General features: G+C 76.0%; 3 protein-coding genes. All 3 read left to right on the plus strand.

The window, feature by feature from the left end; translation table 11 throughout:
- Nucleotides 1-31 precede the first annotated feature (31 nt).
- Genes NMK34_RS12925 through NMK34_RS12935 form a run of 3 tightly spaced genes read left to right on the plus strand, consistent with a single transcriptional unit; the run spans nucleotide 32 to nucleotide 25,425 of the window.
- Nucleotides 32-11,587 (plus strand): type I polyketide synthase, encoded by an 11,556-nt coding sequence (locus tag NMK34_RS12925; protein ID WP_318333569.1) that lies wholly within the window; start codon nucleotides 32-34, stop codon nucleotides 11,585-11,587.
- A 46-nt stretch (nucleotides 11,588-11,633) separates the two neighbouring features.
- The gene (locus tag NMK34_RS12930; protein WP_318333570.1) at nucleotides 11,634-23,096 is read left to right on the plus strand and encodes a type I polyketide synthase; all 11,463 of its coding nucleotides are present in this window, start codon (nucleotides 11,634-11,636) and stop codon (nucleotides 23,094-23,096) included.
- Nucleotides 23,059-25,425 carry an SDR family NAD(P)-dependent oxidoreductase gene (locus NMK34_RS12935; RefSeq protein ID WP_318333571.1) on the plus strand — a complete coding sequence of 789 codons (2,367 nt, stop codon included), beginning with the start codon at nucleotides 23,059-23,061 and terminating at the stop codon, nucleotides 25,423-25,425. Before NMK34_RS12930 ends, NMK34_RS12935 begins: the two co-directional genes overlap by 38 nt.
- The last annotated feature ends 25 nt before the right edge of the window (nucleotides 25,426-25,450 follow it).

A 25,450-nucleotide genomic window follows, 5' to 3' on the forward strand; every position in this document is an offset into this window, starting at 1 on the left:
GATCTGTGGTGTCACGAGAAAGCGAGATGTCATGGCGGACGAAGATCGGCTGCGCGAATACCTGACGCGCGTCGTCGCCGAGCTGCAGCAGACCCGCCAACGGCTGCGCGAGGTCACCGCCGAGGAGTCCGAGCCGGTGGCGATCGTGGCGATGAGCTGCCGCTACCCGGGCGGCATCAGCTCGCCGGAGGAGCTCTGGGAGTTCGTCTCGTCCGGCGGGGACGCCATCGGCGACTTTCCCACCGACCGCGGCTGGGACCTGGACCGGCTCTACCACGCCGACCCGGACAACGCCGGCACCTCGTACACCACCGCCGGCGGGTTCCTGCGCGACGCGGGGCAGTTCGACGCCGCGCTCTTCGGCATCTCGCCGCGTGAGGCGGTCGCCATGGACCCGCAGCAGCGGCTGCTGCTGGAGGTCACCTGGGAGCTGTTCGAACGCGCCGGCATCGCCCCGCTGTCGCTGCGTGGCAGCCGCTCCGGCGTCTTCGTGGGCACCTCCGGGCAGGACTACGCCGCCGTGCTGCACCGGGCGCCCGGCGTCGAGGGGTACGTGCTGACCGGCACCGCCGCCAGTGTCGTGTCCGGTCGGCTGGCGTACACGTTCGGCCTCGAAGGCCCGTCGGTCACCGTGGACACCGCCTGCTCGTCGGCGTCGGTCGCCATCCATCTCGCCTGCCAGGCGCTGCGCCAGCGCGAGTGCGGCCTCGCCCTGGCCGGCGGCGCGACGGTGCTGGCCACCCCCGGCCCGTTCGTCGAGTTCTCCCGGCAGCGCGGCCTCGCCGCCGACGGCCGGTGCAAGTCGTTCGCCGCCTCCGCCGACGGCACCGGCTGGTCCGAGGGCGTCGGCATGCTGCTGCTGGAACGGCTCAGCGACGCCCGCCGCAACGGCCACCCCGTGCTCGGCGTCATCCGCAGCTCGGCGGTCAACTCCGACGGCGCGTCGAACGGCCTCACCGCCCCCAACGGCCCGTCCCAGCAGCGGGTCATCCGGCAGGCCCTGGCCGGCGCGAAGCTCACCCCCGACCTGGTCGACGTGGTGGAGGCGCACGGCACCGGCACCACCCTCGGCGATCCGATCGAGGCTCAGGCGCTGCTCGCCACGTACGGCCGGGAACGGGGCGACGCCGCGCCGCTGCTGCTCGGCTCGATCAAGTCCAACATCGGGCACACCCAGGCCGCCGCCGGCATCGCCGGTGTGATCAAGATGGTGCTGGCGATGCGGCACGGCGTCGTGCCGGCCACCCTGCACGTCGACGAGCCGACCCCGCACGTGGACTGGGCAGCCGGCGCGGTCACCCTCGTCACCGAGGCCACGCCGTGGCCGGCCGTGGACCGGCCGCGCCGGGCCGCCGTCTCGTCGTTCGGGATGAGCGGCACCAACACCCACCTCATCCTCGAACAGCCCGAACCGGCCGGCGTCGAGGCGGACCACCCGGTGCCGCCCGCGCCCGCGCCGGTGCTGCTCACCGGCCGCACCCGCACCGCGCTGCGCCGCCAGGCCGAGCGCTGGTCGGCCTACGTCGCCGACGACGCGCACCTGCGCCCGGCCGACGTCGCCTGGACCTCGGCGGTCTCCCGCTCGCCCCTGGAGCACCGGGCGGTCGTGCTCGCCGACGACCGCGACGGCCTGCTCGCCGCGCTGCACGCCCTCGCCGACGACCGGTCCGCCCCCGGGCTGGTCACCGGCGCCGCCGCCGAACGCGGCGGGGTCGCGTTCCTCTTCTCCGGCCAGGGCGCCCAGCGCGCCGGCGCCGGCCGGGAGCTGTACGAGGCGTACCCGGTCTTCGCGGAGGCGCTCGACGAGGTCTGCGGCCACCTCGACCACCGGCTGCCCCGGCCGCTGAAGCCGCTGCTGTTCGCCGAGCCCGGCACCGCCGAGGCCGACCTGCTCGACCAGACCGTCTTCACCCAGGCCGCGCTGTTCGCCGTCGAGGTGGCGCTGCACCGGCTGCTCGGCTCCTGGGGGCTGGCCCCCGACATGGTCGCCGGGCACTCCGTCGGCGAGCTGACCGCCGCCCACGTGGCCGGCGTGCTCAGCCTCGACGACGCGTGCGCCCTCGTCGCCGCCCGGGGGCGGCTCATGCAGGATCTGCCCACCGGCGGCGCGATGCTCGCCGTGGCCGCCGACGAGGCCCGGGTCGCCGAGTCGATCGCCACGCTGACCGGCCGGGTCGCCGTCGCCGCCGTCAACGGCCCCGACGCCGTCGTCGTCTCCGGCGACACTGCGGCCATCGACGAGCTGGCGGGACTCTGGACCGGCCGGGGGGTGAAGGTGCGGCGGCTGCGGGTCAGCCACGCCTTCCACAGCCCGCTGATGGAGCCGATGCTCGCCGAGTTCGCTGCCGTCGCCGCCCGCCTCGACCTGCGCGCCCCCACCCTGCCGGTGGTGTCCAACGTGACCGGCGAGCTGGCCGACCCGGCGCAGCTCACCGACCCCGGCTACTGGGTGCGCCACGTCCGGGAGGCGGTCCGCTTCGCCGACGGCGTACGCGCCCTGCGCGCCCACGGCGTCGGCACCTTCGTGGAGGTCGGGCCGGACGCCGTGCTCACCGCCGGCGTCCAGGAGACCCTCGCCGGGATCGAGGCCGACGCCGCCGACGCCGCCGACGCCGCCGACGTCGGCTCCGCCGTGGTGGTGCCGGTGCTGCGCCGGGACCGCCCGGACCGCCGTGCCCTGCTCGCCGCCCTCGCCCAGCTGCACGTCGCCGGCACACCGCCGCGCTGGGCGGACGTCCTCGCCGGCCGGCCCGGCCGGCTCGTCGACCTGCCCACCTACCCGTTCGAGCGGCAGCACTACTGGGTGCCGGCCGAGGCGCCCGACGACGACACCACGACGGGTGGGGCCGGCGCGCTCGACCGCCGGTTCTGGGCGGCCGTCGAACGCGCCGACCTCGACGCGCTGCGCGACACCCTCGCCGTCACCGACACCGCCGCCGCCGAGTCGCTGCGCACCCTGCTGCCCGTCCTCGCCGACTGGCGGCGGCAGCGGCAGGAACACTCGGTCCTCGACGGCTGGCGGTACCGGGAGGAATGGCAGGTGGCCCCCGAGCCCGCCCCCGCCCGGCTGGCCGGCACCTGGCTGCTGGCGCTGCCCGCCGACGACGCCGACGACCCGGCGGCGCAGGCCGTCCGGGCCGCACTGACCGGCGCCGGCGCCGACCTGCTGCCGCTGACAGTTGAGCCGGACGCCGACCGGGCCGGCCTCGCGGCGGCCCTCGCCGGCACCGAGCCCGCCGGCGTCGTGTCCCTGCTCGCCGGGGAACCCCGCACCGCCGACGGCACCGTCCTGCCCGGCCTGACCGCCACCCTCGCCCTCGTGCAGGCGCTCGGCGACGCCGGCGTGGCGGCGCCGCTGTGGCTGGTCACCCGGGGCGCGGTCGCCGCCGCGTCGTACGACCGGCTCGCCGGCCCGGCGCAGGCCGCGATCTGGGGCCTCGGCCGGGTCGTCGGCGTCGAGGCGCCGCACCGTTGGGGCGGCCTGGTCGACCTGCCGTCCGACCCCGACGACCGGGCCGCCGTCCGGCTCGCCGCGATCCTCACCGGCTCGACCGGCGAGGACCAGCTCGCCGTACGCGGCCCCGGCGTCTTCGCCCGCCGCCTCGTCCGCGCCGCCCTCGGCGACCGTCCGCCGGTGCGCCGGTTCACGCCCACCGGCACCGCCCTGGTCACCGGCGGCACCGGCGGGCTCGGCGCGCGCGCCGCCCGCTGGCTCGCCGCCGCCGGAGCCGAGCACGTCGTGCTGGTCAGCCGGCGCGGACCCGATGCCCCCGGCGCCGCCGAGTTGGAGGCCGAGCTGGCCGGCCTCGGGGCCCGGGTCACCGTCGCCGCCTGCGACATCGCCGACCGGGCCGCCCTCGCCGACCTGCTCGACCGGGTCGAGGCCGACGGCCCGCCGGTGCGTACCGTCGTGCACACCGCCGGCGTCGCGCAGGCCACCCCGCTGGCGGAGGTCACCCCCGCCGAGCTGGCCGAGGTGACAGTCGGCAAGACCGCCGGGGCCACCCACCTCGCCGACCTGCTCGCCGACCGGGAGCTGGACGCCTTCGTCGTCTACTCGTCCATCGCCGCCACCTGGGGCAGTGGCGGGCAGGCCGGGTACGCGGCCGGCAACGCCTACCTGGACGCGCTGGTGCGGCGGCGGCGCGCCGACGGCCGGGCCGGCACCGCCATCGCTTGGGGCCCCTGGTCCGACGGCGGCATGCACGCCGCCGACGCCGAGCGCAACCTGCGCCGCCGGGGCCTGCCCGCCATGGACCCGGCCGTCGCCGTGGCCGCGTTGCAGCAGGCTCTCGACCACGACGAAGTCACAGTGACGGTGGCCGACGTGGACTGGACCCGGTTCGCCCCCGCGTACGCCTCCGCGCGCCGCCGGCCGCTGCTGGAGGGCGTACCGGAGGCGCGGGCCGCCCTCGACGGCGGCGCCGCAGCCGACGACGGCGACGACGGCCCGGCGGCCACGCTGCGCCGGCGCCTCGCCGCGCTGACCCCGGCCCGCCGCGAGGAGACCGTCGCCGACCTGGTCCGCGAACTCGCCGCCGACGTGCTCGGCCACGACGGCGGGGCTGCCGCCGTGGGCGCGACCTCCGCGTTCCGCGACCTCGGCTTCGACTCGCTGACCGCCGTGGAGCTGCGCAACCGGCTCGTCGCCGCCACCGGGCAGGCGCTGCCCACCACCCTGGTCTTCGACCACCCCACCCCGGTGGTGCTGTCCCGCTTCCTGCTCGCCGGCCTCTTCGGCGCCGAGGCCGGGGCGGCTCCCGTCGCCGTCCCGGCCGCCGTGGGCGACGACGAGCCGGTGGCCATCGTCGCCATGGCCTGCCGATACCCCGGCGGCGTCGACGGCCCCGAACGGCTGTGGCACCTCGTCGCCGACGGCGTCGACGCGATCGGCGACTTCCCGACCGACCGGGGCTGGGACCTCGACCGGCTCTACGACCCCGACCCGGCCAACCCCGGCACCACGTACGCCGACAAGGGCGGCTTCCTGCACGGGGCGGGCGAGTTCGACCCCGGTTTCTTCGGGATCTCGCCGCGCGAGGCGGCGGCGATGGATCCGCAGCAGCGGTTGTTGCTGGAGGTTTCGTGGGAGGCGGTCGAGCGGGCAGGGGTTGAGCCTGGGGTTCTGCGGGGTTCGCGAACAGGGGTGTTCGTGGGCACGAATGGTCAGGACTATGGGGCCCTGCTGATGGCTGCGGGGGAACAGGCCGAAGGGTTCGGGGCCACGGGCAACGCCGCGAGTGTGGTGTCGGGTCGGGTGGCGTACGCGTTGGGGTTGGAGGGGCCGGCGGTGTCGGTGGACACGGCGTGTTCGTCGTCGCTTGTGGCGTTGCACCTGGCGGTGCAGTCGCTGCGGCGTGGCGAGTGCGATCTGGCCCTGGCCGGCGGCGTGACCGTGATGGCGACGCCCGGGCTGTTCGTGGAGTTCTCCCGGCAGCGGGGCCTGGCGGCCGACGGCCGGTGCAAGGCGTTCGCGGCGGCTGCGGACGGCACGGGCTGGGGCGAGGGTGTGGGTGTGCTGCTGGTGGAGCGGTTGTCGGACGCGCGGCGCAACGGTCACGAGGTGCTGGCGATCGTGCGGGGCAGCGCCGTCAACCAGGACGGCGCCTCGAACGGGTTGACGGCCCCGAACGGCCCGTCGCAGCAGCGGGTGATCCGCCAGGCGCTGGCGTCGGCCCGCCTCTCCGCGGCCGACGTGGACGTGGTCGAGGCGCACGGCACGGGCACGACGCTTGGTGACCCGATCGAGGCGCAGGCCCTGCTCGCCACGTACGGGCAGGAGCGCGACGAGCCGCTGCTGCTCGGCTCCGTGAAGTCGAACATCGGCCACACCCAGGCCGCCGCCGGCGTCGCCGGTGTGATCAAGATGGTGCTGGCGATGCGCGAGGGCGTGGTCCCGGCGACGCTGCACGTGGACGAGCCGTCCCCGCACATCGACTGGACCTCCGGGGCCGTCGAGCTGGCGATCGAGTCGCGGCCGTGGCCGGCCGTGGGCCGGGCGCGCCGGTCGGCGGTGTCCTCGTTCGGCATCTCCGGCACCAACGCCCACGTGATCATCGAACTGCCCGAGGATCTGCCTACCGAGAGCGCGGAAACCGAGACCGCCACCGGCCGGAGCGCGGGGCTCGTGGCTTCCGACGTCGTCGTCTGGGCGGTGTCGGGGCGGTCGAGGGGCGCCCTGGCCGGTCAGGCCGCTCGCCTGGCTCAGCACGTCCGCGCGCACGCCGACCTCGACGCGGCGGCGGTGGGCTGGTCCCTCGCCGCCACCCGGTCGACGTTCGACCAGCGGGCCGCGGTCGTCGGGGCCACCGTGGCCGAGTTGCTGGCGGGGCTCGACGCCCTGTCCGCCGGCGCGCCGGCGGGGAACCTCGTCACGGGTGCGGCCTCCGGAACCGGTGCGGTGTTCGTGTTCCCGGGTCAGGGTGCGCAGTCGGCGCGGATGGCGGCCGGTCTGGTGGGTCGTGCGCCGGTGTTCGACGCGCGGCTGGCGGATTGCCAGCGGGCCCTGGCTCCGTATCTGGATGTGGATCTGGTGTCGGTGTTGACCGGTGACGACGAGTCGTGGCTGGAGCGGGTGGAGGTCGTGCAGCCGGTGCTGTGGGCCGTCGGTATGGCGCTGGCGGCGGTGTGGCAGTACGCGGGTGTGGTTCCGGCTGCGGTGGTCGGTCACTCGCAGGGTGAGATCGGCGCGGCGTGTGTGGCGGGGATCCTGTCGCTGGGGGACGCGGCGAAGGCCGTGGCGTTGCGGTCGCGGGCGCTGACGGTCCTGCGGGGCACCGGCACGATGGCGTCGGTCGACCTGTCGGCGGAGGCGGTGGCCGAGCGGCTGCCGGCGTTCCCGGGTGTCGGGGTGGCGGCGGTCAACGGCCCGTCCACCGTCGTGGTGTCGGGTCCGCCGCAGCCGGTCGCGGATCTGGTGGAGGCGTGTCAGGCCGACGGGGTGCGGGCGCGGTTGATCCCGGTGGACTACGCGTCGCATTCGGCGGCGGTGCAGGAGGTCGCGGAGCGGTTGCGCGCCGACCTGGCCGACGTGAGCCCGCAGCCGGGGCACACTCGGCTCGTCTCGACGTTGACGGGGGACTGGGCCGACCCGTCCTCGATGGACGCCGGCTACTGGTACGACAACCTGCGGCAGACCGTCCAGTTCGAGGCCGCCGTCCGGGTGGCCGTCGAGGCGGGTCACACGACGTTCGTGGAGATCTCCCCGCATCCGGTGTTGACGATGCCGGTCACGGCGATCCTGGACGACGAGATCGGAAGAGCGTCGGCGTGTCAGGCCGACGGGGTGCGGGCGCGGTTGATCCCGGTGGACTACGCGTCGCATTCGGCGGCGGTGCAGGAGGTCGCGGAGCGGTTGCGCGCCGACCTGGCCGACGTGAGCCCGCAGCCGGGGCACACTCGGCTCGTCTCGACGTTGACGGGGGACTGGGTGGATCCGTCTTCGATGGACGCCGGCTACTGGTACGACAACCTGCGGCAGACCGTCCAGTTCGAGGCCGCCGTCCGGGTGGCCGTCGAGGCGGGTCACACGACGTTCGTGGAGATCTCCCCGCATCCGGTGCTGACGATGCCGGTCACGGCGATCCTGGACGACGCCGGCGTGACCGGGCACACGCTGGGCAGCCTGCGCCGCGGTGACGACGATCCGATGCGGCTGCTGACGAACCTCGCGACCGCCCACACGATCGGCCTGCCCGTCGACCTGACGGCCGTCCTCGCCGAGACCGACGTGGTGGCACTGCCCACGTACGCCTTCGAACGGGGACGCTACTGGCTGGACGCGCCCGCGCACCGCGTACGCGACGTCGGCTCGGCCGGCCTCCAGGACACCGGACACCCGCTGCTCAGCGCGGCCGTACCCGTCGCAGACGACCGGACGGTGGTGCTGACCGGGCGGCTGTCGGTGCGTACCCACCCGTGGCTGGCCGACCACGCCGTCGGCGGGGCGGTGATCGTCCCGGGCACCGGCGTCGTCGACATGGTGGTCCGGGCCGGCGACGAGGTCGACGCCGGCCAGGTGGGCGACCTGACGCTGATCAACCCGCTGGTGCTCCCCGCGACCGGCGCGGTGCAGGTGCAGGTGCGAGTGGGACCGCCCGCCGACACCGGCGAGCGGAGCGTCACCGTGCACTCCCGCCCCGAAGAGGACGCCGACGCCGAGTGGACCCGGCACGCCGAGGGACTCCTCCTGCCGCAGCTGCCCGCCCCGACCGCCGTACCGGGGCAGTGGCCGCCGGCCGACGCCGTCGAGGTCGACGCCGACCTGGACGCCTGGTACGTGCAGACGGCCGAGGGTGGCCTCGGCTACGGCCCCTCCTTCCGGGGGCTGCGCCGGGTGTGGCGCGGCGACGGCGAGGTCTACGCCGAGGTGGCCCTGCCCGAGGAGGCGAGCGCCGACGCGTCCCGCTTCGGGCTGCACCCGGCCCTGTTCGACGCGGCCCTCCAGGCCAGCGGGGTCACCGCCCTGCTCGGCGACGCGGCGGACACCTCGGGGGCGGGCTGGATGCCGTTCGCCTTCCGCTCGGTCGCCCTGCACGCCCACGGCGCCACCCGGCTGCGGGCGCGGCTGCGCCCGCTCGGCCCGGACACCGTCGCGGTCACGCTCGCCGACACCGCCGGCCAGCCGGTCGCCACCGTCGAGTCGCTGACGTTCCGCCCGGTCGCCGCGGGCCGGGCCGACGAGGGCGCCGCCCTGCGCCGCACGTCGGTGTTCCACCTGGACTGGACGCCGTTGACGGACACCGGGGCGGAGGCCGGGGAGGCCCGCTGGGCGCTGCTCGGCGACGACACCCTCGGCCTCGCCGGGGCGCTCGCCGCCGCCGGGCACCCGGTGCGGTCCCACGCCGACCTGGCGGCGCTGGTCGCCGAGATCGGGGAGTCCGGGGACGTACCCGATGTGGTACTGGATCTGCGCTCCGGCGCGGAGCCGGACCCGCAGCGGGCCGGTGAGGCCGCGCACGACGCGGCCCGCGACGCCCTCGCGCTGGTGCGGCAGTGGTTGGGCGAGCCCCGGCTGGAGCGGTCCCGGCTCGTGCTGCACACCCGGGGCGCCGTCGGCGCGGCCCCGGGCGAGGCCCCCTGCGACCTGGCCCGGGCGAGCCTGTGGGGGCTGGTCCGCTCGGCGCAGTCCGAGCACCCCGGCCGGTTCACGCTGCTCGACACCGACGATGCCGCCGCCTCCCTGGCGGCCGTCCCGGCGGCCGTCGCCTCCGGCGAGCCGCAGCTCGCGCTGCGCGACGGCGCGCCGCTCGTGCCCCGGCTGGCCCGGGCCCGCGACGCCGGTGTGTTGCCGCTGCCCGCCGACGAGGTGCCGTGGCGCCTCGACGTCACCGAGAAGGGCACGCTGGAGAACCTCGCCCTGCTGCCCGGTCCAGAGACGGGCGGGGAGCTGCCGGCGGGCCACGTCCTGGTCGGGATGCGCGCCTCCGGGCTGAACTTCCGCGACGTGGTGCTGGCCCTCGGCATGGTCCCCGACCAGGAGGTGCTGGGCAACGAGGGCGCCGGCGTGGTGCTCGGCGTGGGGCCGGGCGTCGTCGACCTCGCCCCCGGCGACCGGGTGATGGGCATCTTCTCCGGCTCGTTCGCCTCGGCGGCGGTCACCGACCGCCGGCTGGTCACCCGCATCCCCGACGGCTGGTCCTACACCGACGCCGCCGCCGTGCCCGTGGTCTTCCTGACCGCCTGGTACGGGCTGGTGGAGCTGGCCCGGCTGCGCGCGGGCGAGTCCGTGCTCGTGCACGCGGCGGCCGGCGGCGTGGGCATGGCCGCCGTGCAGATCGCCCGCCACCTCGGCGCGGAGGTCTACGGCACGGCCGGCCCCGGCAAGTGGCCGGCGCTGCGCGACACCGGCTTCGACGACGCGCACCTCGCCTCCTCCCGCAGCCTCGACTTCGCCGACGAGTTCGCGCACCGCACGGGCGGGCGGGGCGTCGACGTGGTGCTCAACGCCCTGCGCGGCGAGTACGTCGACGCGTCGCTGCGGCTGCTCGCCGACGGCGGCCGGTTCGTCGAGATGGGCAAGACCGACAAGCGGGATCCGCGGCGGGTCGCCGCCGACCACCCGGGCGTCAGCTACCAGGTCTTCGATCTCATCGAGGCCGGCCCGGAGAAGATCGGCGCGATGCTGGGCGAGCTGATGGCGCTTTTCGCCGCCGGTGCGCTGCGGCCCCTGCCCCGGCGCACCTGGGACGTCCGGCGCGCCCCCGAGGCGTTCCGCTTCCTCAGCCAGGCCCGGCACGTCGGCAAGCTGGCCCTGAGCATTCCGCAGGCGCCCCGGCTCGACGGCACGGTCCTGGTCTCCGGGGCGACCGGCACCCTCGGCGCGCTGCTCTGCCGGCACCTGGTCACCGCGCACGGCGCCCGGCAGCTGCTGCTGGTCAGCCGGCGCGGCCCGGACGCCGAGGGCGCCGACGAGCTGCTCGCCGACCTGAAGGCGCTCGGCGCCGACGTGTCGATCGTCGCCGCCGACCTGGCCGACCCGGACGCCGTGGCGGACGTACTGTCCATGGTGGACCGGCGGCACCCGCTGCGCGCCGTCGTGCACGCCGCCGGCGTCCTCGACGACGCCACCGTCGAGTCGCTCACCCCCGACCGCCTCGCCGCGGTGCTGCGGCCCAAGGTCGACGTGGCGTGGAACCTGCACCGGGCCACCCTCGGCCACGACCTGAGCGCGTTCGTGCTCTTCTCCGCCGCCGCGGGCGTGTTCGGCGGTCCGGGCCAGGGCAACTACGCCGCCGGCAACGCGTTCCTCGACGCCCTGGCGGAGCACCGGCGGGCCCTCGGCCTGCCGGCGGTCGCGCTGGCGTGGGGCCGCTGGGCACAGGCCAGCGGCATGACGGGCCACCTCGACTCGGCCGACATCCGCCGCCTCGACCGGGGCGGCATGGCGGCGCTCTCCGACGCCGAGGGGCTCGCCCTGTTCGACGCTCTCTGGCGCTCGGAGCGGGCGACACTCATGCCCGCCAAGATCGCCACCGGCGTGGCCGCGCCCGGGTCGCCCGTACACCCGCTGCTGACCAACCTGGTCCGCGCCGCCGGCCGCCGGGCCGCGGCCGGCGAGGCCGCCGACGGGCAGGCCTACGCCGAGACGCTGCGCGCCCTGCCCGACGACAAGCGGGTACGCGCCCTGCGTGACCTGGTGCTGGCGCACGTGGCGGTCGTCCTCGGCCACGGCGACCCGGCCGGCATCGAGCCGACCCGCGCGTTCCGGGAACTCGGCTTCGACTCGCTGACCGCCGTGGAACTGCGTAACCGGCTCGGCGCAGCCACCGGGCTGCGGCTGCCGGCGACGCTGGTCTTCGACAACCCGACGCCCGAGACGCTCGCCGTCCACCTGGCCGGGCAGTTCGCCCCGGTGAGCCCGGCCGGCGAGCCGTCGGCGGCGGGCCGGGAACTCGACCGGCTGGAGGCGGCGCTCGTCGGGCTGGACCCGGCCGACGACGAGTTCCGCCGGATCACCGACCGGCTGCACGGCCTGCTGGGCCGGCTGACCGAGCGGCAGGCGGACGCGGACGGCGACGACGACCTGGAGTCGGCCACCGCCGAGAACATCTTCGACCTGATCGACCGCGAGCTGGAGACGTCGTGACCACCAGCCGCAACGACATCGGCATGCCGAGTGAGGTAGGTCCACGGTGAGCAACGAGGACGAGAAGTACGTCGAGTACCTGAAGCGTACGACCTCGGAGCTGCGGCGTACCCGGCGTCGGCTGCGCGAGCTGGAGAGCCGGGACTCCGAGCCCATCGCCATCGTGGCGATGAGCTGCCGCTACCCCGGCGGCGTCGACAGCCCCGAGGCGCTGTGGCAGCTCGTGCACGACGGCGGCGACGGGATCGGGCCGTTCCCCGCCGACCGGGGCTGGGACCTGGAGAACCTCTTCCACCCCGATCCCGACCACCCGGGCACCAGTTACGTGCGCGAGGGCGGCTTCGTCTACTCCGCCGCCGACTTCGACGCCGACCTGTTCGGCATCTCGCCCCGCGAGGCCGTCGCCATGGACCCGCAGCAGCGGCTGCTGCTGGAGACCTCCTGGGAGGCGTTCGAGCGGGCCGGGCTGCCGCTGCCGGCCGTCCGGGGCAGCCGCACCGGCGTCTTCGTCGGGGCCTCGTCGCACGGCTACGACGGCATGATGGCGCAGGCCGAGAACGGCGAGGGCCACCTGCTCACCGGCAACGCCACCAGTGTCATCTCCGGCCGCGTCGCGTACACCCTCGGGCTGGAGGGGCCGGCGGTCACGGTCGACACCGCCTGCTCGTCCTCGCTCGTCGCCATCCACCTGGCCGCGCAGGCCCTGCGCAACGGCGACTGCGAGCTGGCCCTGGCGGGCGGCGTGACGGTGATGCCCACCCCGGCGGTCTTCGTCGGCTTCAGCCGGCAGCGCGGTCTCGCCGCCGACGGGCGGTGCAAGGCGTTCGCCGCCGGCGCGGACGGCACCTCGTGGTCCGAGGGCATCGGCATGCTGCTGCTCACCCGGCTCTCCGACGCGCAGCGGCACGGCCACCCGGTGCTCGCCGTGGTACGAGGTAGCGCGGTCAACTCCGACGGCGCGTCCAACGGGCTCAGCGCCCCGCACGGCCCCTCCCAGGTGCGGGTCATCCGCCAGGCCCTCGGCAACGCCCGGCTCACGCCCGAGCAGGTCGACGTGGTGGAGGCGCACGGCACGGGCACCCGGCTCGGCGACCCGATCGAGGCGCAGGCGCTGCTGGCCACGTACGGGCAGGACCGCGACGAGGCCGCGCCGCTGCTGCTCGGGTCGGTCAAGTCGAACATCGGGCACGCCCAGGCCGCCGCCGGCGTGGCCGGTGTGATCAAGATGGTGATGGCGATGCGGCACGGTGTCGTGCCGCCCACCCTGCACGTCGACGAGCCGTCGCCGCAGATCGACTGGACCGCCGGGGCGGTCACCCTCGCCACCGCCGTCACGCCGTGGCCGGCCGTGGACCGGCCGCGCCGGGCCGCCGTGTCGTCGTTCGGCGTGTCCGGCACCAACGCGCACACCATCATCGAGCAGGCCCCGGCTCCCGCCGAGGTCGAGGCCGAGGTCGAGCCGACCCCGCCGCAGGCCCGCACGGTGGCCCCCGTGCTGCTCTCCGCCCGCTCCGACGCCGCGCTGGCCGCGCAGGCCGGCCGCTGGGCCGCCCGGTTCGCCGCCGACGAGACCCTCCGCCCGCTCGACGTGGCCTTCTCGTCGGTCACCTCCCGCTCCACCCTGGACCGTCGTGCCGTGCTGTCCGCGACCGGCCGCGACGACCTGCTCGCGGGGCTGCGCGCGCTCGCCGCCGGGGAACCGGCCGGCACCGTCGTGCTCGGCGCCGGCGCGCCGCGCGGCCAGCTCGCGGTGCTCTTCTCCGGCCAGGGCGCGCAGCGCGTCGGTATGGGCCGCGAGCTGTACGCCGAGTTCCCCGTCTTCGCCGCCGCCCTCGACGAGGCGTGCGGGCACCTGGACAGGGCCCTGCCGCGCCCCCTGCGTGAGGTGCTCTTCGCCGCCGAGGGCTCGGCCGACGCCGACCTGCTGGACCGGACGGTGTTCACGCAGGCCGGTCTGTTCGCGGTCGAGGTGGCGTTGTTCCGCCTCGTCGAGTCCTTCGGCGTCGCCCCCGACCTGGTCGGCGGGCACTCGATCGGTGAGGTCACGGCCGCGTACGTGGCCGGGGTGCTGTCGCTGGCCGACGCGTGTGCTCTGGTGGCGGCGCGGGGCCGGTTGATGCAGGCGCTGCCCGCCGGGGGTGGGATGCTGGCCGTCGCGGCCACCGAGGCCGACGTGGCGGCGGCGTTGGACGGGCTGGCCGGCGTGGGGATCGCGGCGGTCAACGGTCCGCAGGCCGTCGTGGTCTCCGGTGCCGTCGACGCCCTCGACGAGGTGGAGCGGGTCTGGCGGGACCGGGGCGTGCGTACGCGCCGGCTGACCGTCAGCCACGCGTTCCACAGTCCGCTGATGGAGCCGATGCTCGCCCGGTTCCGCGCGGTGCTCGACAAGCTCACCTTCGCCGCGCCGTCGCTGCCGGTCGTGTCGAACCTGACCGGTGCGCTGGCCGGCGATGAGATCCGTACGCCGGAGTATTGGGTGCGGCATGTGCGCGAGGCGGTGCGGTTCGCCGATGGGGTGACGGCGCTGCGGGCGGCGGGTGTGGATACGTTCCTGGAGGTCGGGCCGCGTAGCGTGCTGACCGCGATGGTCGGCGATGTCCTGCCGGGCGGGGACGCCGTGCTGGCCGTCGCCGCGCAGCGCGCGGACCGGCCCGAGGTGCACGGGCTGCTGGGCGGGCTGGCCGAGTTGCACGTGCGCGGGGTGGCGGTCGACTGGCGGCGGTGGTTCGCCGAGACCGGCGCGCGGCGGGTGGACCTGCCCACGTACGCCTTCCAGCACCAGCGCTACTGGCCAGAGGCCGGCGGCAGCGCCGTGACGGCCGTGCCGGGTGACGCCGCCGAGGGGGACTTCTGGGCGGCCGTGGAGCGTGGCGACCTGACCGGGGTCGCCGCCCACCTGGCCGTGCAGGACGATCCCGCGGCAGTGGAGGCGCTCGCCCCGGCCGTACCGGTGCTGTCGTCGTGGCGGCGGGCCCGGCAGCGCGACGCCGTGGTGGACGGCTGGACCTACCGGGTCGAGTGGGAGCCCGTACGCCCCGCCGCCGTTCCGGCGCTGACCGGCCGCTGGCTCGTCGTCACCGCCGACAACGACGACGCCGGGGTGGCCGGCACGCTGACCGGTGCCGGCGCCCACGTCGACACCCTGACCGTCGCCCCGGGCGTCGATCGCGCCGAGCTGACCGGGCTGCTGCGCGGCCACAGCGAGCAGGGCTGGGCCGGCGTGCTCTGCGTGCTTCCCGCGACCGACCGGGCGCTGCCGGACGCCCCGGCCGTCTCCGTCGGCGCCGCGCTGCTGCTCACCCTCACCCAGGCGCTCGCCGACGCGGGCCTGCCCGGCCGGCTCTGGTGCCTCAGCCGGGGCGCCGTGCGCGCCGGGGCCGGCGAGACCCTCACCGACCCGTGGGCCGCCCTGGCCTGGGGCCTCGGGCGGGTCGTCGCCCTCGAACAGCCGGACCGCTGGGGCGGCCTGGTCGACCTGCCCGCCCGCGCCGACCGCGCCACGGCCGACGCGCTGCTCGCCGTCCTCGCCGACGCCGGGCACGACCAGGTGGCGATCCGCCCCCAGGGCGTCCTCGGCCGGCGGCTGGTGCCGGCCGTGCCGCCGGTGGGTGTGGGTTGGCGGCCTGCCGGGACGGTGCTGGTGACCGGTGGTACGGGTGCCCTGGGCCGGCACGTGGCGCGCTGGTTGCTGGCCAACGGGGCGGCCGAGGTGGTGCTGGCCTCGCGGCGGGGCCCGGCGGCGCCGGGCGCGGCCGAACTGGTGGCCGAGTCGGGCGCGGTGCGGGTGGTGGGGTGCGACGTCACCGACCGGGCCGCCGTCGAGGCTCTGGTCTCCGGGCTGCCGGAGCTGACCGCCGTCGTGCACACCGCCGGCGTGATCGACGACGGCGTCCTCGACGGGCTCGACCTGAACCGGATGCAGGCCGTCCTCGACGGCAAGGTCCGCGCCGCCCGGGTTCTGCACGAGGCCACCGCCCACCGCGACCTCGACGCGTTCGTGCTCTTCTCCTCCCTCGCCGGCGTCATCGGCAGCGCCGGGCAGGGCAACTACGCGGCGGCCAACGCCTATCTCGACGCGTTCGCGGCCTGGCGACGCGACCAGGGCCTGCCCGCCACCGCCATCGCCTGGGGCGCCTGGGCTGAGGACGGCATGGCCGCCGCCCTGACCGCCCGGCTCGCCCGGGGCGGGGTCGACGCGCTCCCCGCCGCCGAGGCCGTCACCGCACTCGGCCGACTGGTCAACACCGCCGAGCCGGCGGTCACCGTCGCCGCCGTCGACTGGGGACGCCTCGCCGCCTCCTGGGGCCGGCCCACGCCCCTGATCGCCGCCCTGCCCGGGGTGCCCGCCGTGCCCACCGGTCCCGTCCGCGCCGTGGTGGTCGGCCGGTCCCTGCCGCAGCTCGCCGACCTCGTACGCACCCAGGCCGCCGTCGTGCTCGGCTACCCGGCCGGGCGGCCGCTGCCCGAGCGCACCTTCCGTGACCTCGGCTTCGACTCGCTCACCGCCGTCGAGCTGCGCAACCGGCTGACCGCCGAGACCGGTATGACCCTGCCCGCCACGCTGGTCTTCGACCACCCCACGGTCGCCGAACTCGCGGCCCACCTGCACGGCCTCACCGCCGGGCACACCACCGGCGAGGTGGTCGCCGACGGCACCGGCCGTGACCGCGAACCGATCGCCATCGTCGCGATGAGCTGCCGCTTCCCCGGCGGGGTCACCTCGCCCGAGCAGCTCTGGGACCTGCTGGCCACCGGCACCGACGCGCTGAGCCTGATGCCCGGCGAGCGCGGCTGGAACCTCGCCGAGCTGTACCACCCCGACCCCGAGCACCTCGGTACCAGCTACGTCCGGGAGGGCGGCTTCGTCGCCGGTGCCGGCGAGTTCGACCCGGCGTTCTTCGGCATCAGCCCCCGCGAGGCCCTCGCCATGGACCCGCAGCAGCGGCTGCTGCTGGAGACCACCTGGGAGGCGTTCGAGCGGGCCCGGATCGACCCGACCGCCCTGCGCGGCAGCCGCACCGGCGTGTACGTCGGCACCAACGGCCAGGACTACGGCTCGCTGCTGATGGCCACCGGGGACGTCGACGAGAACTACCTCGCCACCGGCACCTCCGCCAGCGTCATCTCCGGCCGGCTGGCGTACACATTCGGGCTGCACGGCCCGGCCGTCACCGTCGACACGGCCTGCTCGTCGTCGCTGGTCGCGATGCACCTGGCCGCGCAGGCCCTTCAGACGGGGGAGTGCGACCTGGCCCTGGCCGGCGGCGCCACCGTGATGGCCACCCCCGGCATCTTCGTCGGCTTCTCCCGCCAGCGCGGTCTCGCCGCCGACGGCCGGTGCAAGCCGTTCGCCGGAGCCGCGGACGGCACCGGCTGGGGCGAGGGCGTCGGCCTGCTGGTGCTCCAGCGGCTCTCCGACGCCCGCCGCGACGGCAACCCGGTCCTCGCCGTGCTGCGCGGCAGCGCCGTCAACCAGGACGGCGCCTCCAACGGCCTCACCGCCCCCAACGGCCCCGCCCAGCAGCGGGTGATCCGGCAGGCCCTCGCGAACGCCGGACTCACCGCCGAGCAGGTGGACGCCATCGAGGCGCACGGCACCGGCACCACCCTCGGCGACCCGATCGAGGCGCAGGCCCTCATCGCCACGTACGGCCAGGACCGGCCCGCCGACCGGCCGTTGTGGCTCGGCTCGATCAAGTCGAACATCGGGCACACCCAGGCGGCCGCCGGTGTGGCCGGGGTGATGAAGATGGTGCTGGCGATGCGGCACGGGGTGCTGCCGCCCACGCTGCACGTGGACGAGCCCACCCCGCACGTCGACTGGACCGGCGGCAGCGTCGAGCTGCTCACCTCCGCCCGGCCGTGGGAGCCGGCCGACGGGGTACGCCGCGCCGCCGTCTCCTCGTTCGGGATCAGCGGCACCAACGTGCACACCATCCTCGAACAGGCCCCCGCCGACGAGCCGGAGCCCGGACCGGTGGCCGACGTGCCGACCGGGGAGCTGCCCTGGGTGCTCTCCGGGCGCACCGTCGACGCCCTCACCGCCCGCACCCGGGACCTGCGCGAGCACCTCGGCACAGTGGACGACGACGCACTCGCCGACGTCGCCTGGTCGCTGGCCGCCACCCGCGCCGCCCACGACCACCGGGCCGTCGTCTTCGCCGCCGACCGCGACGACCTGGCCGCGTCCCTCGACGCGCTCGCCGCCGGCCGGCCCGGCCCGCAGACCGTCACCCGCGTCCCCGGCACGCCGGGCGAGGTCGCGTTCGTCTTCCCGGGCCAGGGATCGCAGTGGGCCGGGATGGCCGCCGAGCTGCTCGACACCGCCCCCGTCTTCGCGGAGACGTTCGCCGCCTGCGCCGAGGCGCTGCGCCCGTACGTCGACTGGTCACCGACCGACGTGGTGCGCGGCGCGCCCGACGCCCCGTCGCTGGAGCGCGTCGACGTCGTGCAGCCCACCCTGTTCGCGGTCAGCGTCTCGCTCGCCGCGCTCTGGGAGTCGTACGGGGTGCGCCCCGGAGCCGTCGTCGGCCACTCCCAGGGGGAGATCGCCGCCGCATACGTCGCCGGTGGCCTCACCCTCGACGACGCGGCGGCCGTGGTCGCGCTGCGCAGCCGGATCATCGCCGGCATCGCCGGGGACGGCGGCATGGTCTCGGTCGCCACCACCGCCGACGAGGCCACCGCGACGATCGCCCGCTGGGCCGGCCGCATCGCCCTGGCCGCCGTCAACGGACCCACCTCCGTCGTGGTCTCCGGCGACGGCGTCGCCCTCGACGAGCTCGTCGCCCACTACGAGTCCCGCGAGGTGCGGGTACGCCGCGTCCCCGTGGACTACGCCTCCCACTCCGCCCACGTCGAGCAACTGCGCGAACAGCTCCTGGAACTGCTCGCCGGACTGCGGCCCCGCACCGGCGAGGTCCGGTTCCGCTCCACCGTCGAGGGGGACTGGCTCGACACCGCTGCCCTCGACGCCGACTACTGGTACCGCAACCTGCGGCAGACCGTCCGCTTCGACGAGGCGGTACGCAGCCTCGTCGCCGCCGGCTACCAGACCTTCGTCGAGGTCAGCGCCCACCCCGTGCTGACGATGGCCGCGCAGGAGAGCGTCGAGCTGGCCGCCGCCGACCCGGACGCGGTCACCGTCACCGGCAGCCTGCGCCGGGGCGAGGGCGGCCTCGGCCGCTTCCTGCGCGCCCTGGCCGAGGTCTGGGCCGGAGGTACGGCCGTGGACTGGCGGCCCGCCTTCGCCGGCCTCGCCGGGCGTCGCCTCGACCTGCCCACGTACCCGTTCCAGCGGCAGCTCTACTGGCCGCAGCCGTCCGCCGCGCCCGCCCCGGCCGCCGGCGTCGCCGGTCCGGTGCAGGACGACGAGGTCGACGCCCGGTTCTGGGCGGCCGTCGAGGCGGAGGATCTGACCGCACTCACGGCCGAACTCTCCGCCACGACCGAGCCGAGGCCCGTCCCGGAGACGGCGTTCGCCGACGTGCTGCCGGTGCTCGCCGCCTGGCGTCGCCGGCACCGCGACCAGGCCACCGTGGACTCGTGGCGGTACCGGGACAGTTGGACGCCCGTCGCCCCCGACGCCTCCGGCGAGCCGGCCGTCACCGGCACCTGGTGGCTGCTCACCGGCCCCGACGACACCGGCGCGGCCGAGGCCGACTTCTGCGCCGAGGCGTTGCGGCGCCACGGCGGCACCGTCGTACCGCTGGGGCTGGACGCCGACCGCACGGACCGCGCGGCGCTCGCCGCCCGGCTGCGCGACCTCGCCGACGGCGGCCCTCGCCCCGCCGGGATCGTGTCGCTGCTGCCGCTCGACGAGACGCCCGCCCCGGCGCACCAGTCGGTGCCGGTCGGTTTCGCCGGCACCGTCACCCTCGTGCAGGCGCTCGGCGACGCCGGCGTCCGCGCGCCCCTGTGGTGCCTCACCCGGGGCGCCGTCGCGACCGGCCCAGCCGACCCGCTGCCGCACCCGCTCCAGCAGCTCACCTGGGGCTTCGGCCGGGTCGCCGCGCTGGAGCACCCGGACCGCTGGGGCGGCCTCGTCGACCTGCCCGACGAGCTCGACGATGCGGCCGGCCGCCGGCTCGTGCGCGTCCTCGCCGGTGCCGACGGGGAGGACCAGGTCGCGCTGCGGTGGGCCGGCGCGTTCGGCCGGCGACTGCTGCACGCCCCGCTCGGCGACACGCCCGCCCCGCGCGCCTGGCGGCCCTCCGGCACCGCCCTGGTCACCGGCGGCACCGGCGCGCTCGGCGGGCACATGGCCCGCTGGCTCGCCGCCAACGGCGCCGCCCACCTGGTGCTGGTCAGCCGGCGCGGCCGGCAGGCCGAGGGCATCGCCGACCTCGAGGCCGAGCTGGTCGCACTGGGCGCCCGGGTCACCGTCGCCGCCTGCGACGCCGCCGACCGCTCGGCGCTCGCCGCCGTCCTCGCCGACCTGCCGTCCGAGCACCCGCTGACCACAGTCGTGCACACCGCAGCCGTGCTCGACGACTCGGTGATCAACTCGCTGACGCTGGACCAGGTCGACTACGCGCTCAGCGCGAAGGTCACCGCCGCACTGAACCTGCACGAGCTGACCCGCGAGCTGGACCTCGACGCGTTCATCCTGTTCTCGTCGATGGCAGGCACCGTCGGCAGCTCCGGCGTGGGCAACTACGCCCCCGGCAACGCGTTCCTCAACGCCCTCGCCGAGCACCGGCGCGCCCTCGGCCTGCCCGCCACCTCCATCGGCTGGGGCGCCTGGGGCGGCGGCGGCATGGCCGACGGCGAGTTCGGCCGGATGCTGCACCGCCACGGCGCACCCGAGATGCCCCCGCGCCTCGCCGTCGCGGCCCTGCACCAGGCCGTCGAGCACGACGAGACCTTCCTGACCATCTCGAACATCGCCTGGGACCGGTTCTTCGTCGCGTTCACCGCCACCCGGCCCGGCCCGCTGATCTCGGAGATCCCCGAGGCGCAGCGGTTGCAGGCCACCAAGGGCCTGGCCGAGACGAAGGAGACCGACGAGGCCGGCCCGGCCGGCGCGTTCACCCGGATGAGCGCCGCCGAGCGCCAGCAGGCGCTGCTCGACCTGGTCCGCGACCAGGCGGCCGCAGTCCTCAAGTACGCCGACGGCCAGGCCGTCGACCCGCACCACGCGTTCCGCGACCTCGGCTTCGACTCGGTGACCGCGGTGGAACTGCGCAACCGGCTCGCCACCGCCACCTCGCTGCGGCTGCCGGTGACCCTGGTCTTCGACTACCCGTCGCCGACCGCGCTCGCTCGGCACCTGCACGAGGAACTGGGCGGGGAGGCCGCCGTGGCCGTCGAGGCCGCCCCGGTGGCGTTCGGCGACGGCGAGCCGGTGGCCATCGTGGCCATGTCCTGCCGCTTCCCCGGCGGGGCCAACGATCCCGAGCGGTTCTGGCAGATGCTGCACGCCGGCCGCGACGCCGTGTCGGACCTCCCCGGCGATCGGGGTTGGGACGTCGAGCGCCTCTACGACCCCGACCCCTATTCCACCGGCACCTCCTACGTCCGCAGCGGCGCCTTCCTCTACGAGGCGGCGGAGTTTGATGCCGGTTTCTTCGGGATTTCCCCCCGCGAGGCGTTGGCCATGGATCCGCAGCAGCGGTTGTTGCTGGAGGTTTCGTGGGAGGCGGTCGAGCGGGCAGGGGTTGAGCCTGGGGTTCTGCGGGGTTCGCGAACAGGGGTGTTCGTGGGCACGAATGGTCAGGACTATGGGGCCCTGCTGATGGTGGCGGGGGACGAGGTGGAGGGCTTCGCGGGGACGGGCAACGCCGCGAGTGTGGTGTCGGGTCGGGTGGCGTACGCGTTGGGGTTGGAGGGGCCGGCGGTGTCGGTGGACACGGCGTGTTCGTCGTCGCTTGTGGCGTTGCACCTGGCGGTGCAGTCGCTGCGGCGTGGCGAGTGCGATCTGGCCCTGGCCGGCGGCGTGACCGTGATGGCGACGCCCGGGCTGTTCGTGGAGTTCTCCCGGCAGCGGGGCCTGGCGGCCGACGGCCGCTGCAAGGCGTTCGCGGCGGCTGCGGACGGCACGGGCTGGGGCGAGGGCGTGGGTGTGCTGCTGGTGGAGCGGTTGTCGGACGCGCGGCGCAACGGTCACGAGGTGCTGGCGATCGTGCGGGGCAGCGCCGTCAACCAGGACGGCGCCTCGAACGGGTTGACCGCCCCGAACGGCCCGTCGCAGCAGCGGGTGATCCGCCAGGCGCTGGCGTCGGCCCGCCTCACCACGGCCGACGTGGACGTGGTCGAGGCGCACGGCACGGGCACGACGCTTGGTGACCCGATCGAGGCGCAGGCCCTGCTCGCCACGTACGGGCAGGAGCGCGACGAGCCGCTGCTGCTCGGCTCCGTGAAGTCGAACATCGGCCACACCCAGGCCGCCGCCGGCGTCGCCGGTGTGATCAAGATGGTGCTGGCGATGCGCGAGGGCGTGGTCCCCGCGACGCTGCACGTGGACGAGCCGTCCCCGCACATCGACTGGACCTCCGGCGCCGTCGAGCTGGCCACGGAGTCGCGGCCGTGGCCGGCGGTGGAGCGGCCGCGCCGGGCGGCGGTGTCGTCGTTCGGCATGTCCGGCACCAACGCCCACGTGATCATCGAGCAAGCCGACGAGCCGCAGGCCGTGGCTGCCGCTCCGGCCGAGCAGGGCCCCGGGCTCGTGGCCTCCGACGTCGTGGTGTGGCCGCTGTCGGGACGGTCGAAGGGTGCCCTGACCGGCCAGGCGGCTCGCCTGGCGGAGTACGTGCGCGAGCACGGCGAGGTGGACGCGGCGGCGGTGGGCTGGTCCCTCGCCGCCACCCGGTCGACGTTCGACCAGCGGGCGGTCGTGGTCGGGTCGAGCGCGGAGGAGTTGCTGGCGGGGCTGGACGCTTTGGCGTCTGGGTCGCCGGCCGGCAACGTCGTCGCGGCGGCGGCTCTGTCGCATGGCGCGGGTGCGGTGTTCGTGTTCCCGGGTCAGGGTGCGCAGTCGGCGCGGATGGCGGCCGGTCTGGTGGGTCGTGCGCCGGTGTTCGACGCGCGGCTGGCGGAGTGTCAGCGGGCCCTGGCTCCGTACCTCGATGTGGACCTGGTGTCGGTGTTGACCGGTGACGACGAGTCGTGGCTGGCGCGGGTGGAGGTCGTGCAGCCGGTGCTGTGGGCTGTGGGTATGGCCTTGGCGGCGGTGTGGCAGTACGCCGGGGTCACCCCGGCTGCGGTGGTCGGCCATTCGCAGGGTGAGATCGGCGCGGCGTGTGTGGCGGGGATCCTGTCGCTGGAGGACGCGGCGAAGGCCGTGGCGTTGCGGTCGCGGGCGCTGACGGTGCTGCGGGGCACGGGGACGATGGCGTCGGTGGACCTGTCGGCGGAGGCGGTGGCCGAGCGGCTGCCGGCGTTCCCGGGTGTCGGGGTGGCGGCGGTCAACGGCCCGTCCACCGTCGTGGTGTCGGGTCCGCCGCAGCCGGTCGATCCTGGACGACGCCGGCGTGACCGGGCACACGCTGGGCAGCCTGCGCCGCGGTGACGACGATCCGATGCGGCTGCTGACGAACCTCGCGACCGCCCACACGATCGGCCTGCCCGTCGACCTGACGGCCGTCCTCGCCGAGACCGACGTGGTGGCACTGCCCACGTACGCCTTCGAACGCAGCCGCTTCTGGCCGACCGCGGCGACCCGGCAGGACGGTGGCGAGGAGACCCCGAGCGGCGTCGACTCCGCGTTCTGGGCGGCCGTCGAGAGCGAGGACCTGGCCGCGCTCGCGGAACTCACCGAGCAGGACGCGACGGAATCCCTGGAACGGCTGGGCGCGGCCCTGCCCGTGCTCGCCTCCTGGCGACGCCGGCAGCGCAACCGCTCCGCCCTGGACGACCTGCGCTACCGCAGCGTCTGGCAGCCGTACACCGGGACGCCCGTCAGCTTCCTCCCCGGTGCATGGTGGGTGATCGCCGACGCACGGCACCCGGAGGAGGGCGAGGCCGCCGTCGCCGAGCTGTCCCGCCGGGGCGCCGACGTCCGGCTGGTGTCGCTGCCGGAGAACCTGACCGACCGTGCCGCCCTCACCGCGCACCTGAGCGGTGTCACCCGTACCGCCGACGGCGGGCCGGCCCCGGTCGACGGGGTGCTGTCCCTGCTCGCCCTCGCCGACGGCCCGGTCGACGACACCCAGCCGGTGCCGCCGTTCCTCGCCCGGTCGCTCGCGCTGATCCAGGCGCTCGGCGACCTCGACGTCGCCGCGCCGCTGTGGTGCGTCACCCGGGGTGCCGCCGGCACCACCCGGAGCGGCACGCCCAGCCGGCCGGAGCAGTCGCTGCTCTGGGGCCTCGGCCGGGTCGTGGCCCTCGAACACCCCGAGCGGTGGGGCGGCCTGGTCGACGTACCGGCCACCCTGGACGACCACGGCTGGGACCTGCTCTGCGCCGCCCTCACCGGACTCGACGGCGAGGACCAGCTCGCGGTCGACGGCGCCACCATCCTGGTCCGCCGGCTGGTGCGGGCACCCGGCGGCGAGGCGCCCGCCGACGACGCCGGTTACCCGGGCACGACGCTGGTCACCGGCGGCACCGGTGCGCTCGGCGCGGAGGTGGCCCGCTGGCTGGCCGCCCGGGGCGCCGAGCACCTGATGCTCGTCAGCCGCCGTGGCGCGGACGCCCCCGGCGCCGCCGAACTCGTCCGCGAGCTGACCGGGGCGGGCACCCGGGTGACCGTCGCAGCCTGCGACGTGGCCGACCGGGCCGCGCTGGCCAAGCTGCTCGACGAGGTACCCGCCGACGCGCCGCTGACCAGCGTCGTGCACGCGGCCGGCGTCCTCGAGGACGGGGTGCTCGACGGGCTCACCCCCGACCGGCTCGCCACCGTCCTGCGCCCCAAGGTGCTCGGCGCCCTGCACCTGCACGAGCTGACCGTCGGGCGGGAACTGCGCGCGTTCGTGCTGTTCTCCGCGATGGCCGGCCAGCTCGGCGCCGCCGGTCAGGGCAGCTACGCCGCCGCCAACGCCTACCTCGACGCCCTCGCCGAGCAGCGGCACCGCCAGGGCCTGCCGGCCACCTCGGTCGCCTGGGGCCCCTGGACGGCCGGCGGGATGGCCGCCACCGACCAGGCCGTGGAGGAGCGCCGCCGGCGTACCGGCGTGGCCCGCCTCGACACCGCGCCCGCGCTCACGGCGCTCGCCCAGTGCGTCGCGCGGGGCGAGCCGGCGACGATGGTGACCGATATCGACTGGGCCCGCTACGTGCCCGGCTTCGTCGCCGTGCGGCCCAGCCCGCTCATCGCGGGTGTGGCCGAGGCACGGCGGGCCGTCGCCGAGCGGGCCGAGGACACCGGCGTCTCCGCGGAGTCCCTGGCCGCCCTGCTCGCCGGGCAGACCGACGCCGAACGACGCAAGACCCTGCTGGAGCTGGTACGCGGGCAGGCCGCCGCGGTGCTCGGGCACGCCTCGATGGACGCCGTCGAGCCGGACCGGGCGTTCCGCGAACTCGGCTTCGACTCGCTGACCGCCGTGGAGCTGCGTAACCGGCTCACCGCGGCGACCGGCGTGCGGCTGCCCGCCACCGTGGTCTTCGACTACCCGACCGCCGCCGGGCTGGCCGAATACGTGCGGGCCGCGATCGTCGACGGCGGCGTGGCCGGGGTCGCACCGGTCTTCGGTGAGCTGGACAGGTTGGAAGCGGCACTCTCCGGCTCGGCGCCGGACCGCAGCGCCCGAATCCGGATCACCGAACGGCTGCGGGCGCTGCTGGCCTCCCTCAACGAGGCCGACGCCCCGGCGGACGGCGACACCGTCGCCGAGAAGCTCCAGGACGCGACGCCGGACGAGGTCTTCGACTTCATCGACCGCGAGCTGGGGATGTCCTGACGTGATCGCTGCTGCGACGACGGGT

Origin of the sequence: Micromonospora sp. BRA006-A (assembly GCF_033433935.1) — a bacterium.
Classification (GTDB): domain Bacteria; phylum Actinomycetota; class Actinomycetes; order Mycobacteriales; family Micromonosporaceae; genus Micromonospora; species Micromonospora aurantiaca.